We start from the raw sequence: 13252 nt of genomic DNA, 5'->3' as shown, positions 1-13252 counted from the left end.
TCACACCCCCTACCCCGGTATGAGAGCCGGCCCGGCGCGGCCCCCGGTAGCGGTATCGAAACCGGTCCGCGGCGGGAGGTGCGGCGCGGCTCCGGATTCCTAACTTCGACCACCATGAGCGATGTAGCGGCGGCCGGTGCGACCACATCCGGGACCGGGCACCCCTCGAACCAGGAGCCGGACCGCACCGAAAGGTATTGGGCCGCAAGGAATATTCGGCGCGCGCTGGGCGTGGCGGCCGTGCTCGCGGTCGTGGTCGCGATGCTGATCGCACCCGCGGCGGCCGGTGCCGCCGAGGTCGCGCCGGATATGGAGAACGCGGCGGCGCGCGCCGCGGTACTGGCGCTCACCGGGGACGGTCCGGATCGGGTGGTCCTGCCGGCGGATTTCGCCGCGTCTCAGGGATATCGGCCGATCGAGCTCGACGGGATGACCGTCGATCCGGGCGGTCAGTGTTCCTCGCCGGTGTCGTTGCCGGCCGAATTCGATACCGCCTGCAAGGCCCACGATCTCGGCTACGACCTGCTGCGCTATGCCGAACTGCGCGGCCACCCCCTCGGACCGTGGGCCCGTCGCGCCGTCGACAATGCCCTCGAGCAGCGCATGTTCACTGCCTGCGCCGGTCGCGACGACACCCTGTCCCGCCTGCGCTGCACCACGATGGCCGCGGTCGCGACCGCGGCGGTCGATCTGAACTCCCGGCGGCAGAACTATGCCGCGCCGATGCCCGAATACCTGTTCGGCGCACAGCTTTCCGGCACCGATTCGGGACCGCGACTGGTGCGTGTCCTCGCCTCGGTCGCCGTGGTGCTGCTCCTGGTGGCGGCGCTGTTCGCCATCGTGCGCCGGCTGCTCCGCCAGGACCGGTCCGGAGGCCGGTCGGGCAGACCCCTCGCGCCGATGCCGGACGACCGACCGTCGCCGATATCTCCGGCCGCGTTCGCCCGCGGCTACCTCGTCCGGATCGCACATATGCTGATCTGCGCCGCCCACGGCGCCCGAGCACTGGTCGGTCCACCGGAAATGGCGATCGCGACCACCGGCGCACGGATCCCGGATGCACCCGGATTCGGCGCCTCCCCAGCGGCTCTCCGTATTTCACATCCTCGGTCGGGCGCCACTCACCGGCGTGGTCCGTCCTCCCGTGGCGCGGGAATCCGCGCAGACGCCGGGCCGCGCGATTCGACGCTCCGGGATTCGGGGGCGGCCGACGGCCGCGAGCGGTTACGCGCGGCCATCACGCGGCGCGGCGCCGCCATCCGCCCGCCGCGCCTGGGCGCCCTCATCGCGACCGCGGCCGGTACCACCGCCTCTCTCTCCCCCGGTCTGCTTCCACGCACGTCGATCGCCCAGGCGCTGCTCACCGCGATCCTGGCACTTCTGGCCCTCGCGGTCTCCGGGCTGGGACGGAAACTGCTGGGACGCTTCGGAGCCGATATCGATCGGCGATTCGCGCGGTACCGTCACCCGATCGCCGCGACCGCCGCGACCGCGGTGATGGCCGCCCTCGGCTACGCGTGGCACTGGCAGAACCAGTTGCGCGCCGCCATGCACTTCCCCCCGGCCGGGCTCTGGTACTGGCTGCACTGGGCACTCGGCGTCGCGGCGATCGTGGTGCCCGTACTCCTCGTGGCGCGCGGACTGCGCCGGGCCACGCGGTCCATGGGCTCGCTGCGCGCCGTGACTCTGATCTCCGTGATCGTGATCGCCTGCCATTTCGCCCTGCTGCCGGCGGCGGCGAGCTGGCAGCGTTCCGCCTTCGCCGCGGCCGATGCCGCGGTCGATCCCGATGTGGTGCGGCCGGTTTCGGCCACCCGGTCCGGTAGTCCGGAGTCCGCGGTGAGCTGGTCCTCACTCGGCGCCGAGGGTCGCAAGTTCGTCTCCGAGCGCGGCGCGTCGGCGCGCGTCTACATCGGCTTGCGTTCCGCACCGGATCTCGATTCCCGTGTCGCCCTGGCCATTCGGGAACTGGAGCGATCGGGGGGATTCGACCGCGGCAATCTGGTGATGATGGTGCCGACCGGTTCGGGCTGGCTCGATGCTCGGGCGGCGCGCGGCCTCGACGAGCGCTTCGGCGGCGACGCCACGCTGATCGGCATGCAGTATTCCCAAGCGCCGAGCTGGGCGACGTTCCTGTTCGCCCGCGCCGACGCCGAACAATCCGCCCGGGCCCTGTTCACCGGTATCGAACAGCGGCTGGCGGGTATGGCGCACCCACCCAAGCTCTACCTGTACGGGCAGAGTCTGGGCGCCACCGCCGGCAGCGCGATCTTCGACAGTGACCGCGACGAGCGGGCCCGGGTCTGCGCGGCGCTGTGGGCCGGCCCGCCCGTCTCGGCGGTGCATCGCGGTGGCGCGACCGTACTCGCCAACTCCTCCGACCCCGTGGTGCAGTGGTCACCACGATTGCTGTGGCACGCACCGGATCTCGGCGATACTCGCCGCGACGCACCGCGGCCGCCGTGGCTGCCCGTCCTGGGCTGGGTACAGACCACCGCCGATATGCTGTCGGCGCTGGCGCCGGGACCCGGCCACGGGCACCGGTACGACAGTGATCAGGGCACGGCACTCGGATCCTGCTGACCAGCACCCCTGCCCGCCACCACACCCCGCGTGTGCTATACCGGTTCTCGCAGGTCAGAAGTGTGAATCGGCGGAAGGACGGCATGGACAAGCCCACGAATTCGGTGGAGTTCGAGACCATGCTGCTCGGCCGATACACCATCCATCCGCGCTACCGCCGCGACGGCACCCGGCTCGATCGCAGCGCGTACCTGCTGCTGAGCCGGCTCTCGATCGAGGGACCGATGTCGATCGGCCAGCTCAGCGAGGCGTTCGGCCTCGATGCCTCCACCCTCAACCGGCAGACCGCCGCCCTGCTGCGCGCCGGACATGTGGAACGGATCCCGGACCCGGAGGGCGGGATGGCGCGCAAATTCCGCATCACAGCGGCGGGTGAGGAGAACCTCGACGCCGAGCGCGCCGCGAATGTCGAAGGGCTGGGCCGAGTACTGGAGGGCTGGTCCGCCGACGATGTCGCCCGTTTCGCCGACTACCTGCAGCGCTTCAACACCGATATCGAACGCCTCGACGGCCGTCCCTGGCCCCGTCCCTGAGCCGAGCCGGGCCGGCGCGTCGAGTGTGCGTTCGGATCGCTCGTCGCGTGATCAGGCGATCGGGCCGCGTGCCGCCTCGTAGGCGGCGCCCACGCGGTAGAGCCGGTCGTCGGCCAGTGCGGGCGCCATGATCTGCAGCCCCACCGGCAGCCCGTCGTCGGCGGACAGCCCCGACGGCACCGACATCGCGCAGTGGCCGGCCAGGTTGGTCGGGAGCGTGCACAGGTCCGACAGGTACATCGCCAGCGGATCGTTCACCTTCTCGCCCAGTTTCCACGGCGTGAACGGGCTCGTCGGCGAGACCAGCACGTCGACGCTCTCGTAGGCCTTGTCGAAGTCCTGCGCGATCAGGGTCCGGACCTTCAGCGCCTGACCGTAGAAGGCGTCGTAGTAACCGGCCGACAGCGCGTAGGTGCCGATCATGATGCGGCGCTTGACTTCCGGCCCGAACCCGGCCTCGCGGGTCAGCGACATGACCTGCTCGGCGGAGTGGGTGCCGTCGTCACCGACCCGCAGGCCGTAGCGCATGGCATCGAACCGCGCCAGGTTGGACGACACCTCGCTCGGCAGGATCAGGTAGTAGGAGGCCAGGGCGTACTCGAAATGCGGGCACGACACCTCGACCACCTCGGCGCCCAGATCCTTCAGTTGGGCGACGGCGGCATCGAAGGAGGCGATGACACCGGGCTGATAGCTGTCGGAGTGCAGTTCCTTGACCACACCGACCTTGACCCCGGACAGATCACCGCGCGCACCCGCGCGGGCCGCCTCCACCACGGGCGCGATCGCCACGTTGCGCGAGGTCGAATCCCTGGGGTCGTATCCGGCGATCACCTCGTGCAGCAGTGCGGTGTCGAGCACGGTGCGCCCGCACGGGCCACCCTGATCCAGCGACGACGCGCACGCGACCAGTCCGTACCGGGAGACGGTGCCGTAGGTGGGTTTGGTGCCGACGGTCGCGGTGACCGCGGCGGGCTGGCGGATCGAACCCCCGGTATCGGTGCCGATGGCCAGCGGGGCCTGGTGCGAGGCCAGCGCCGCCGCCGAGCCGCCGCCGGAACCGCCGGGGATGCGGGTGGTGTCCCACGGGTTGCGGGTCGGGCCGTAGGCGGAGTTCTCGGTGGACGAACCCATCGCGAACTCGTCCATATTGGTCTTGCCGAGAATCGGGATGCCGGCGGCGCGCAATTTGGCCGTCACGGTCGCGTCGTAGGGCGATACCCAGCCCTCGAGGATCTTCGACGCACAGGTGGTCGGCATATCCGTGGTGGTGAAAACGTCCTTGAGCGCCAACGGAACTCCCGCCAGCGGCGAGGCGACGGTGCCCGCGGCGATGGCGGCATCCACCTCGGCCGCGGTGACCAGGGCCTGCTCCCCGGCCACGTGCAGGAACGCGTTCAGCTCGCCGTCGACCTCGGCGATGCGCTGCAGATGCGCCTCGGTGACCTGGACCGAGGACACCTCACGGCCGTGGATCTTCTCCGCCAGCTCGGCCGCGGACAGTGCGGTCAGGTCCGCGCTCATTCGCCTTCTCCCAGGATCTGCGGAACCATGAACCGCTGCTCGTCGACGGCGGGCGCACCGGACAGCGCCTGGTCCGGAGTCAGGCACTCGGCCACGACATCGGGACGGGTGACATTCGTGGTCGGGTTCGGCGACGCCGTCGCTGGTACGTCGGCGGCGACCTCGGTGATGACCCGCACGTGACTCAGGATCGAATCCAGCTGACCGGCATACACATCGAGCTCTTCCTCGGTGAGCGAGAGCCGGGACAGCCGGGCGAGGTGTGCGACCTCGTCGCGGGAGATGGCGGGCACCGCGAAACCCCTTTCGGCAGGTTGGTGCGTGTCGGTGGCGCAGGGCGCTGCGCATCGATCAGCCTAGTGGGGGCGAGGCCCGGAGGCGGCAGCGGATGCGGACCGCGCGGGCCTCCCCAGTAGGCTCAGAGGGAAAAGCCTAGTCGGTCGGTCGGTCCGCCGGCGCACGGGAGCCGTTCACGGAGTCGGAACCGGACACAAGTTGACACCACAACGTCACCTGTGCGGCACTGGCACGCCACCCACTGTTCGGCCGACAATGGGGTATGTGGCATACCTCACTGCGCCCCGTTCGGGTCGTTCCCGGAAAGCAGTGGGTGTAAGGATTGCGAGACACGGGTATCCGTCCGAAAGTCTCGGTCGCACAGGAAAGGAAGGCAAGCACGTGTCATTTCTGCTTCGCGTGCAACTTCCGGATCGCCCAGGAAGTCTCGGTTCGCTCGCGGTGGCGCTGGGTTCCGTCGGCGGTGACATCCTCTCGCTGGATGTCGTCGAACGCGGAGCCGGCTACGCGATCGATGACCTGGTGGTGGAGGTCCCGTCGGGCGCATTGCCCGACACGTTGATCACCGCCGCCGAATCCCTCGCCGATGTGCGGGTGGATTCACTGCGACCATATTCCGGGATTCTGGACACCCACCGCGAGCTGGAACTGATCGACCAGGTCGCCACCGCGCACGACGACCGGTTGCAGGTACTGGTCGACGGTGTGCCGCGGGTCCTGCAGGTCGGGTGGAGCACCGTGATGGATATGGGTCCGCACGGCGGTCACCGCCTCGTCGGCAGTGCCAGCGCACCGGAGACCCAGGCCGGCAGCGTGCCGTGGATGCCATTGGAGAAACCGACCGCCCTCGATCCCGAGGCCGATTGGGTGCCGCAGATCTGGCGCGATATGGACACCAAACTGGCCGCGGCCCCACTGGGGAACACCGGTAAGGCGCTGCTGCTCGGCCGCCCCGGCGGGCCCGAGTTCCGCCCTTCCGAGATCGCCCGGCTGGGCTACCTGGCCGGAATCGTCGCCACCGTCCTGTCCTGAATCCGGTTGCCGCCCATAACATCCGGGCGGTACAGCAGCTCCGCGCCGCAGGCCGCGAGCAGTGCCGGGCTCAGGCGGAACGGCGCATCACGGTGAGCCGAATGCCGGTCTCGGTCGACCAATCACGGTCGGGAGTGTGCCGGAATCCCAGTCGCTGGTAGATGCGGCGGGCGGCGGCCATCCTCGGCATCGTCGTGAGCACCACCGCCGCGAAGCCCTCGTGCCGCGCGGTGTCGATGACGGTGCGGACCAATGCCGTGCCGACCCCCACCCCGCGGGCCCGCTCGGAGACCGCCAGCATTCGGAACTCCAGCTCACCGGCACGGGCGATATCGGCATACGGCGTGCCGGGGCGGGCGATGGTCAGCGATCCCAGCAAATCCGAATCGCGTACCGCGACAAGCACTTCGGCGACAGCGGCCCGCGATTCGGTATCGGCGAGTTCCGCGACGTACGGACTCTCGGAGTGCACATGGCCCTCACCGACGTAGGTGTCGACGGTCAATCGCGCGATCGCGGCGAAATCGTCCGGTACGGCCGGGCGGATGTGCACCCGGGTATCCCACTGCGTCATCTCCCGTGACTCAGCCTTCGGACCGCGCGGCGGACCCGGGCGCAGGCTCCGATTCGGGGTCCGGCCGCAGCGCGCCCGGGCCCTCGTCCAGCAGCAGGCGGAACCCGTCCTCGTCGAGGATCGGCACCCCCAGCTCCTCGGCCTTGGCGGCCTTGGTGCCCGGCGCCTCACCGATCACCACGAACGCCGTCTTCTTCGACACCGAACCGGCCGCCTTACCACCCCGCACGAGAATCGCCTCCTTGGCCTCGTCCCGTGAAAACCCTTGCAGGGAACCGGTGACGACGATCGACAGGCCCTCGAGAGTGCGTTCGATGGATTCGTCGCGCTCGTCCTGCATCCGCACGCCGGCCGCGCGCCACTTCGCCACGATGACGCGGTGCCAGTCGACGGTGAACCATTCCTTCACCGCGGCGGCGATGATCGAGCCGACCCCGTCGACCGCGGCCAGCTCCTCGGCCGAGGCCGCCTCGATCGCGTCCATACCGCCCAGCGCCCCGGCCAATCCGCGCGCCGCGGTGGGCCCGACGTGGCGGATGGACAGCGCGACCAGCACCCGCCACAGCGGTTTCCGCTTCGCGGCGTTCAGGTTCTGCAACAGCCGTTTGCCGTTGGCCGACAGGGTGCCGTTCTTGTTGACGAAAAGCGTGGTGCCGAGCAACTTCTCCTCGGTCAGATCGAACAGGTCGCCCTCGTCGGCGATCACCCCCGACTTCAGCAGGTCGACCGCGGCCTCGTAGCCCAGTGCCTCGATATCGAAGGCGCCGCGGCCGGCCATGTGGAATACGCGCTCGCGCAGCTGCGCCGGGCAGTGCCGCTGATTCGGGCAGCGGATGTCGGCATCGCCCTCCTTCTCGGGCGCGAGTTCGGTACCGCATTCCGGGCACTGGGTGGGCATGACGAATCGGCGCTCACTGCCGTCGCGCACATCGACGACCGGGCCCAGCACCTCGGGAATCACGTCACCGGCCTTGCGGATGGTGACCGTATCGCCGATCAGCACACCTTTGCGCTGCACTTCGGAGGCATTGTGCAGGGTGGCCATCGCGACCGTGGAACCGGCGATCGTGACCGGCTCCATCACCGCGAAGGGCGTCACCCGGCCGGTGCGGCCGACGTTGACCTGGATATCGAGCAGCCGGGTGGTGGCCTCCTCGGGCGGATATTTGTAGGCGATGGCCCAGCGCGGGGCCCGCGAGGTGGCGCCGAGCCGCCGCTGCAGCGAGAACTCGTCGACCTTGATCACCTGGCCGTCGATCTCGTGTTCGATATCGTGGCGGCGCTCACCCCAATACCGGATGCGTTCCACAACCGCGTCGGCCCCCCGCACTCGGACGGTATGCGCCGAGACCGGCAGCCCCCACGCCGCCAGCGCCCGGTAGGCCTCGTACTGGGAGGACGGGCTGAAACCCACCATCCGCCCGAAGCCGTGACAGATCATGCGCAACCGGCGGCGCGCGGTGACCGACGGATCCTTCTGCCGCAGCGAACCCGCGGCGGTATTGCGCGGATTGGCGTACGGCGCCTTCCCCGCGGCCACGATGGCGGCATTGAGGTTCTCGAAATCCTCGAGCCGGAAGTACACCTCGCCGCGGATCTCGAGCAGCTCCGGGATCGGGAATTCCGCTGTGGGGCTGAGCTGTTCGGGAATGTCGGAGATGGTGCGGGCGTTGAGCGTGACATCCTCACCGGTGCGGCCGTCGCCGCGGGTGGCGCCGCGGACCAGACGGCCGTTCTCGTACACCAGGTTGAGCGCGACCCCGTCGATCTTCACCTCGCAGACGAAGTGGATATCCGGTCCGGTTTCGGCCTCCACCCGGCTGACCCAGGTACGCATCTCGGCCTCGTCGAAGACGTTGTCCAACGACAACATCCGCTCGAGATGGTCGACCGCGGTGAAGTCCGTGGCGAAGCCTCCACCGACCAGTTGCGTCGGCGAATCGGGGGTGCGCAGATCCGGATGCGCCTCCTCCATCGCGAGCAGGCGCTGGAAGAGGGTGTCGAACTCACCGTCGGAGATGATCGGCGCATCCCGCACGTAGTACCGGAACTGATGTTCACGGACCTGCTCGGCCAGTTGCCGCCATTCGGTGCGCTCATCGGCGGTGGCCGCATCGGCCGCATCGCTCGCCTCCGCGGCGCGTGCGCTGTCGATCCCGGTTTCACTCACAGGTGGCACATTAGCCCAGCCGACCGACAACAAGGACGGGGCCGCAGCTAATCTTCCGCAGCTGGCCCCGTCCTCGATTTCCGACGTGTTTTCAGAGCCCGTTCGTCAAATCCACAGCGGATCGCCGTACACGACTCCGACATCGTCGAGACTGTCGGTGTGCAATTGCATCAGCGTGTATTGGCGGACCACCGCCGGACCGATGCAGCCGTTGACCACCAGATGGATATCGCGCATCACGATCCGCGCCGGGACGCCCGACACGGCCTCCTTCCGGAGCAGCGGCACATCGCTCACACTGCCCGGCGCGACATTGACCGACACCGTCGGGCCGAGGTCCTCCTGGGACAGCATGCCCGGGTTCAGATAGGCGGTCGGCCCCAGCCCCGCACCTCCTCCCTGCAGTTCAACGGCGCAACCGACGTGATAGCCGACCATGAGGGTGCCGCCGCTCGGCGCATCGGAACGGGTATAGGAGCTACCCGATACGAAGACTTCACGGACGCCACCGGAAGCATTCAGGGGCGGCACCTTGTCGATCAGCTCGTCCTGGCTGCCGACCACGAACGTCGGACCACCCGGAGAGGTGAAGGTCTTTTCGTGCGGAGGCATCGGAACGACCTCGGCGACCGCCGACTGCGCGGATATCACCGGTATCGCGAGGGCCGCTGCTGATAATGCGCACGACAGAACACATCTGGCGAGGCTGGATGGCATGAAGGGATCGTAGCCCGACTTTCTCGGCTTTCAGCAATTTTGGGGCTATCGGCGGGGCGCGGGCCGGCTCGTGACATCGGCCGGTTCACCGCGCCAGTCGGCGGGCGCGGCGCCGAAGGCGCGGTCCGCGTTGGCGAGCACGGCCCGGCCGAGGGCGTAGTTGCCGGTGCCGCCGATGATCGCGCCGATCCCCGCGGGCAGCGCCCGCCCGAACAGCAGTGCGCCGCGTTTGGCGATGAACCCGACGACGAACCGTCGTGCCATCGGATTGTCGATCGAGCGAACCACGGGCAGTTTGTCCGCCACCGCCGAGGCCCAGTCCTTGGCCGACTGGCTCGCGCTCTTGCCCAGCAACTGGGCCCCGCCCTCGCCGAGTACCACCGCGACCACCAGCGCCCGCCGCTGTTGCGGCGACATCTCGGACATACCGTGCAGCTCTCCGACCGACACCGCGTACAGCGCCGAAACCTCCATGAAGAACACCGATTCCACACCACTGGCGGCCAATCCGACCAGCGTGCCGACGCCGGGCACCGCGGCCGAGAGCCCGGCCAGCGTTCCGCTGGCCGTCACCGCCGCCAGATAGCGCCACTGCAGTCCGCGCTCGATATCGACCGGTGTGCGTTCGGGATGCCGGTCGCGCAACCGGGCCACATACTTCGCGGCCAGCGGCGCCTGCACACCGGTTCCCGCACGCACCATCGTCTCCACCGACTTCTGCACTACCCGTTCGAACATCGCGACCGGTCCCTTCTCGATTTCGGTGGACATCGGCGACCTTACGGACGTCGCGGGCAGGTGCGCCACATCGACACGATGCGGCACCCGGCCGGTCGGCTCCGCCGGCCACTGCTTCGGGCACCGTCTCGCCCGTCTCGAGCAGTGCCGTCGGGTCGCGGGATCGTTACCGCTCCGATCACCCCGCTGCCACACCATGTCCGAACCGGTCCCCCGGCCGGTGTCGAAACTCGCGCCCCGATACCAATTGTGAAGGCCGGGCCGGTCAGCGTCTGCCACAGTTTCTCCGGGGTGGTCCGGATCAGGGTCGCGTGTCGTCCGGCGAGACCTGGTGTCGCGGACCGGGCCGCCGGACGGCAGGATGACTCGGGTGCTGCGTAGTTTTCAGGTGACCAATCACCGATCCCTCGCCGAATCGCAGGAGCTCCGACTGGTCGGAAGCCGGGCCGGAGCGCTGCCGGCGCCGGTGACCGCCGTCCACGGCGCCGCCGCCAGCGGGAAATCCGGCCTGATCGACGCGCTCGCCCATATGCGCGACGCGGTGCTGCACTCGGTGACCGGCTGGGATCCGTACGCCGGCCCCGTGCGCACCCCGCACCTCGGATTCGCCGATCGCCCTTCGGAATTCGCCGCGACCTTCGTCGCCGAGGGCACCCCGTACACCTACGGTTTCCGGCTCGACAACGCCGATGTGACCGCCGAGTGGTTGCACAGCCATCCGCACAACCGCAAACGCATCGTGTTCGAACGCGAGGGTGAGCAGGTCCGGATCGGCCCGATGTTCGAACCGGCGCGCTACGGCATCACCCCGCTGGTCCCGCTGATGCGCCCGAACGCGTTGCTGCTCAGCCTGACCGGGCAGATGTACGCCGAGGCCCTGGTCCCCGCCTACCGCTGGTTCTCCGCGCAACTGGATGTGCAGCGGGGTCCCACCGATCCACAGGCCATCGCCGAACGCCTGGGCGGGCACATCTCCCGCTCCGCCGACAACGCCGCCCGGCTGCTCCTGCTGCTGCGATCGGCCGAACTGGGGATCGAGGATCTGCTCCTGGCCGACAACGATCCCATGTACGCCGACTATCTGCGCGATCTGGACGGTGAGATCGCCGGGCTGGCACGCGAAGTCGACGCCTGCGCGGCGTCGACCGCGCACGCGTTGCAGGTGCGCGAGAAGCTCGGGATGGAACCCACCGCACTCGAGCGGGAACTGAGCAATCTGCGCGCCGCCCGCGACACCCTCTACTCCCGCATGGTCGCCCGGCGCGGCGTCGGGCTCGGCCTGGTCCACGCGGGTATCGACGCCACCTTCGATATCGCCGACGAGTCCACCGCCACGCTGGCCCTGCTGCGACTGCTGCCGACCGTTCTCGATGCCCTCGATACCGGCCGGGTGCTGGCGGTCGACGATATCGACACCCACCTCACCGGCGATACCGCCGACCGCCTGATCCAGCTGTTCCAGAATCCGGAAACCAACTCCCGCGGCGGCCAGCTGATCTTCACGACCCGCAATCGGACCCTGATCGACCGGGCCAACGGCCGATCGCAATCGCGCCGCACCACGGTCTGGCAGCTGCGCCGGACCTCGACCGGCACCAGCGAGCTCACCACCGACTGATGTCAAGGCTGTCCCGTTTGTCCGCCTAGCATGGAGGCATGCTCCTGCAGATCGTGTTCATCGTATTGATCGCCGGCGCCCTGGTCGCGCTGCTGATGAACGTCCGCCGCGGCGGTGGCCGGCCCGGTGGTTTCCAGCGCGCACCGCAGGAAGCCGGGACGCTGCGGATCACCGGTGTGAGCCCGCGCCCGGCCGGTCAGGGCGAGCAGTTCGTGACGATCACCGGCACGATCTCCGGCCCGACGGTCCCCGCCGAAACCGTCTACGGCCGCTTCGCCTGGGATGTGAACCAGTGGCCCTTCCCCGGTGAGGACCTCCCGGTCCGATACCCGCCGGGCAAGCCCGAGCGCTGGCAGATCGGCCGGCCGGACGCCGGGCCCGGATAGAGCTGCCGAACCGACGGGCCCGCCTCAGTCGAAGGTCAGGGATTCGGGGTCGTCGGCGTAGGCGCGGGCGATATCGGAGGACAGCTCCAGGGCGCGGCGGGCCCAGCTCAGTGGTGCCGACGCCAGGCCGCACGCGGGAGTGACCAGGACGCGGTCGGTGAGGGTGCGGCGACCGAAGCCGAGGCGATCGATCAACCGGACGCCGGGCTCGGCGAGCCGCCGCCAGGTCGGCGGGACCGGTGGCGCGGCGGTGGGGACCAGCCCCAGCGCCAGGAGTTTCCCGGAATCGAGGAGTTCGCCGACCGCGTCGAGATCACCGGTGGCGATGGCGGCCAGATCGAAACCTATTGCGGCGGCGGCGCTTCCCCGCAGGAACCGCAGTGGCGGCTCGGTGGCGCAGCTGTGCACCAGGACCGGGCCGGATTGCGCGGTGACGACCGTGTCGAGGATGTGCAGGGCCTCGGGTTCGGGAAGTGCGCGCACCGTATTCAGCACACTGGCGCCGCGCAGGCTGCCCTCCAGGACCGCCGGCGCGGACGGTTCGTCCAGTTGCACCACGACTGCGGCGCCGAGCCGCTTGCTCACCTCGGCCGCATGCGTGGCCAGTCCCTCCGCCAGCGATTCCGAAAGGTCGCGCACCGCACCGGGATCGGTCAGCGCGCGGTGACCGTTGGCCAGTTCCACCTGCGCGGCCAGGGTCAACGGCCCGACCGCCTGCACTTTCACCACCCGACCGGTTCCGGTCGCACCCGCGAGCTCCCATGCCTCCTCGAGGGCGTCGAGGTCGGTGCGCAGCAGATCGTGAGCACGGCGCGCGATCGCGCCGGGCCGAGTGGCGAGGCGGTAGCCGCGGGTGGTGGTGTCGAGCCGGATATCGACCAGGAGCGCCGAGGCGCGCCCGACCATATCGGAACCGGCACCGCGCGCGGGCGATTCGGGCAGATGCGCGAGATCGGGCAGCTCACCGACGAGGGTGGCCGCGGCCTCGCGCGGATCGGTACCCGGCCATGAGCCGACCCCGGTGGCGATGCCGCCGCGCAGGCGCGAGCCGCCGTCGTCATCGCTCATATCGACTGTCCC

General features: G+C 69.5%; 12 protein-coding genes. 5 read left to right on the top strand and 7 right to left on the bottom strand.

Annotation, left to right across the window (positions count from 1 at the left end; genetic code table 11):
* Positions 1-114 precede the first annotated feature (114 nt).
* Together LKD76_RS09670 and LKD76_RS09665 are read left to right on the top strand one after the other, a co-directional pair.
* Positions 115-2583: an alpha/beta-hydrolase family protein gene (locus LKD76_RS09670; RefSeq protein ID WP_227980695.1), complete on the top strand. Its 2469-nt coding sequence runs from the start codon at positions 115-117 to the stop codon at positions 2581-2583.
* A gap of 83 nt (positions 2584-2666) precedes the next feature.
* Positions 2667-3116, top strand: coding sequence for a MarR family winged helix-turn-helix transcriptional regulator (locus LKD76_RS09665; protein WP_227980694.1), 450 nt, complete (start codon positions 2667-2669; stop codon positions 3114-3116).
* A gap of 51 nt (positions 3117-3167) precedes the next feature.
* Here LKD76_RS09665 and gatA read toward each other — a convergent pair whose 3' ends face one another.
* Positions 3168-4640, bottom strand: a complete 1473-nt coding sequence (gene gatA / locus LKD76_RS09660) for an Asp-tRNA(Asn)/Glu-tRNA(Gln) amidotransferase subunit GatA (protein WP_227980693.1) — start codon at positions 4638-4640, stop codon at positions 3168-3170.
* A complete protein-coding gene (gatC, locus tag LKD76_RS09655; protein WP_227980692.1) occupies positions 4637-4933 on the bottom strand; it encodes an Asp-tRNA(Asn)/Glu-tRNA(Gln) amidotransferase subunit GatC in 297 nt (98 codons plus the stop codon). The genes gatA and gatC overlap by 4 nt, the downstream gene beginning before the upstream one ends.
* A 385-nt stretch (positions 4934-5318) precedes the next feature.
* Between gatC and LKD76_RS09650 the strand changes: the two genes are divergently transcribed.
* Positions 5319-5969: an ACT domain-containing protein gene (locus LKD76_RS09650; RefSeq protein WP_227980691.1), complete on the top strand. Its 651-nt coding sequence runs from the start codon at positions 5319-5321 to the stop codon at positions 5967-5969.
* 70 nt (positions 5970-6039) lie between these two features.
* On the opposite strand, the gene LKD76_RS09645 is transcribed toward LKD76_RS09650, so the two are convergent.
* The 4 genes from LKD76_RS09645 to LKD76_RS09630 form a co-directional block, all read right to left on the bottom strand.
* Positions 6040-6543 (bottom strand): GNAT family N-acetyltransferase, encoded by a 504-nt coding sequence (locus LKD76_RS09645; protein WP_227980690.1) that lies wholly within the window; start codon positions 6541-6543, stop codon positions 6040-6042.
* Positions 6544-6553: 10 nt separating this feature from the next.
* Positions 6554-8713, bottom strand: a complete 2160-nt coding sequence (ligA, locus tag LKD76_RS09640; RefSeq protein WP_227980689.1) for an NAD-dependent DNA ligase LigA — start codon at positions 8711-8713, stop codon at positions 6554-6556.
* A 105-nt stretch (positions 8714-8818) separates the two neighbouring features.
* Positions 8819-9325, bottom strand: coding sequence for an MspA family porin (locus tag LKD76_RS09635; RefSeq protein ID WP_227980688.1), 507 nt, complete (start codon positions 9323-9325; stop codon positions 8819-8821).
* Between the two features lie 150 nt (positions 9326-9475).
* The gene (locus LKD76_RS09630) at positions 9476-10201 is read right to left on the bottom strand and encodes a hypothetical protein (RefSeq protein WP_227980687.1); all 726 of its coding nucleotides are present in this window, start codon (positions 10199-10201) and stop codon (positions 9476-9478) included.
* 337 nt (positions 10202-10538) lie between these two features.
* Between LKD76_RS09630 and LKD76_RS09625 the strand changes: the two genes are divergently transcribed.
* Both LKD76_RS09625 and LKD76_RS09620 read left to right on the top strand, forming a co-directional pair.
* On the top strand, positions 10539-11786 hold the full coding sequence (locus LKD76_RS09625) for an AAA family ATPase (protein ID WP_372465779.1): 1248 nt from the start codon (positions 10539-10541) through the stop codon (positions 11784-11786).
* A 38-nt stretch (positions 11787-11824) separates the two neighbouring features.
* A complete protein-coding gene (locus tag LKD76_RS09620; protein ID WP_227980685.1) occupies positions 11825-12172 on the top strand; it encodes a hypothetical protein in 348 nt (115 codons plus the stop codon).
* Between the two features lie 24 nt (positions 12173-12196).
* On the opposite strand, the gene LKD76_RS09615 is transcribed toward LKD76_RS09620, so the two are convergent.
* Positions 12197-13240 (bottom strand): methionine synthase, encoded by a 1044-nt coding sequence (locus LKD76_RS09615; protein WP_227980684.1) that lies wholly within the window; start codon positions 13238-13240, stop codon positions 12197-12199.
* Between the last annotated feature and the right edge of the window lie 12 nt (positions 13241-13252).

This window comes from Nocardia spumae (genome assembly GCF_020733635.1).
Taxonomy (GTDB): Bacteria; Actinomycetota; Actinomycetes; order Mycobacteriales; family Mycobacteriaceae; genus Nocardia; species Nocardia spumae.
This window is presented reverse-complemented; position numbering and strand designations above follow the sequence as displayed.

Excerpts from the sequence above, each read along its gene's own strand:
- LKD76_RS09670 (WP_227980695.1), top strand. The coding sequence starts at position 115 with ATGAGCGATGTAGCGGCGGCCGGTGCGACCACATCCGGGACCGGGCAC.
- LKD76_RS09665 (WP_227980694.1), top strand. The coding sequence starts at position 2,667 with ATGGACAAGCCCACGAATTCGGTGGAGTTCGAGACCATGCTGCTCGGC.
- gatA (WP_227980693.1), bottom strand. The coding sequence starts at position 4,640 with ATGAGCGCGGACCTGACCGCACTGTCCGCGGCCGAGCTGGCGGAGAAG.
- LKD76_RS09645 (WP_227980690.1), bottom strand. The coding sequence starts at position 6,543 with ATGACGCAGTGGGATACCCGGGTGCACATCCGCCCGGCCGTACCGGAC.
- LKD76_RS09635 (WP_227980688.1), bottom strand. The coding sequence starts at position 9,325 with ATGCCTCCGCACGAAAAGACCTTCACCTCTCCGGGTGGTCCGACGTTC.
- LKD76_RS09630 (WP_227980687.1), bottom strand. The coding sequence starts at position 10,201 with ATGTCCACCGAAATCGAGAAGGGACCGGTCGCGATGTTCGAACGGGTA.
- LKD76_RS09620 (WP_227980685.1), top strand. The coding sequence starts at position 11,825 with ATGCTCCTGCAGATCGTGTTCATCGTATTGATCGCCGGCGCCCTGGTC.
- LKD76_RS09615 (WP_227980684.1), bottom strand. The coding sequence starts at position 13,240 with ATGAGCGATGACGACGGCGGCTCGCGCCTGCGCGGCGGCATCGCCACC.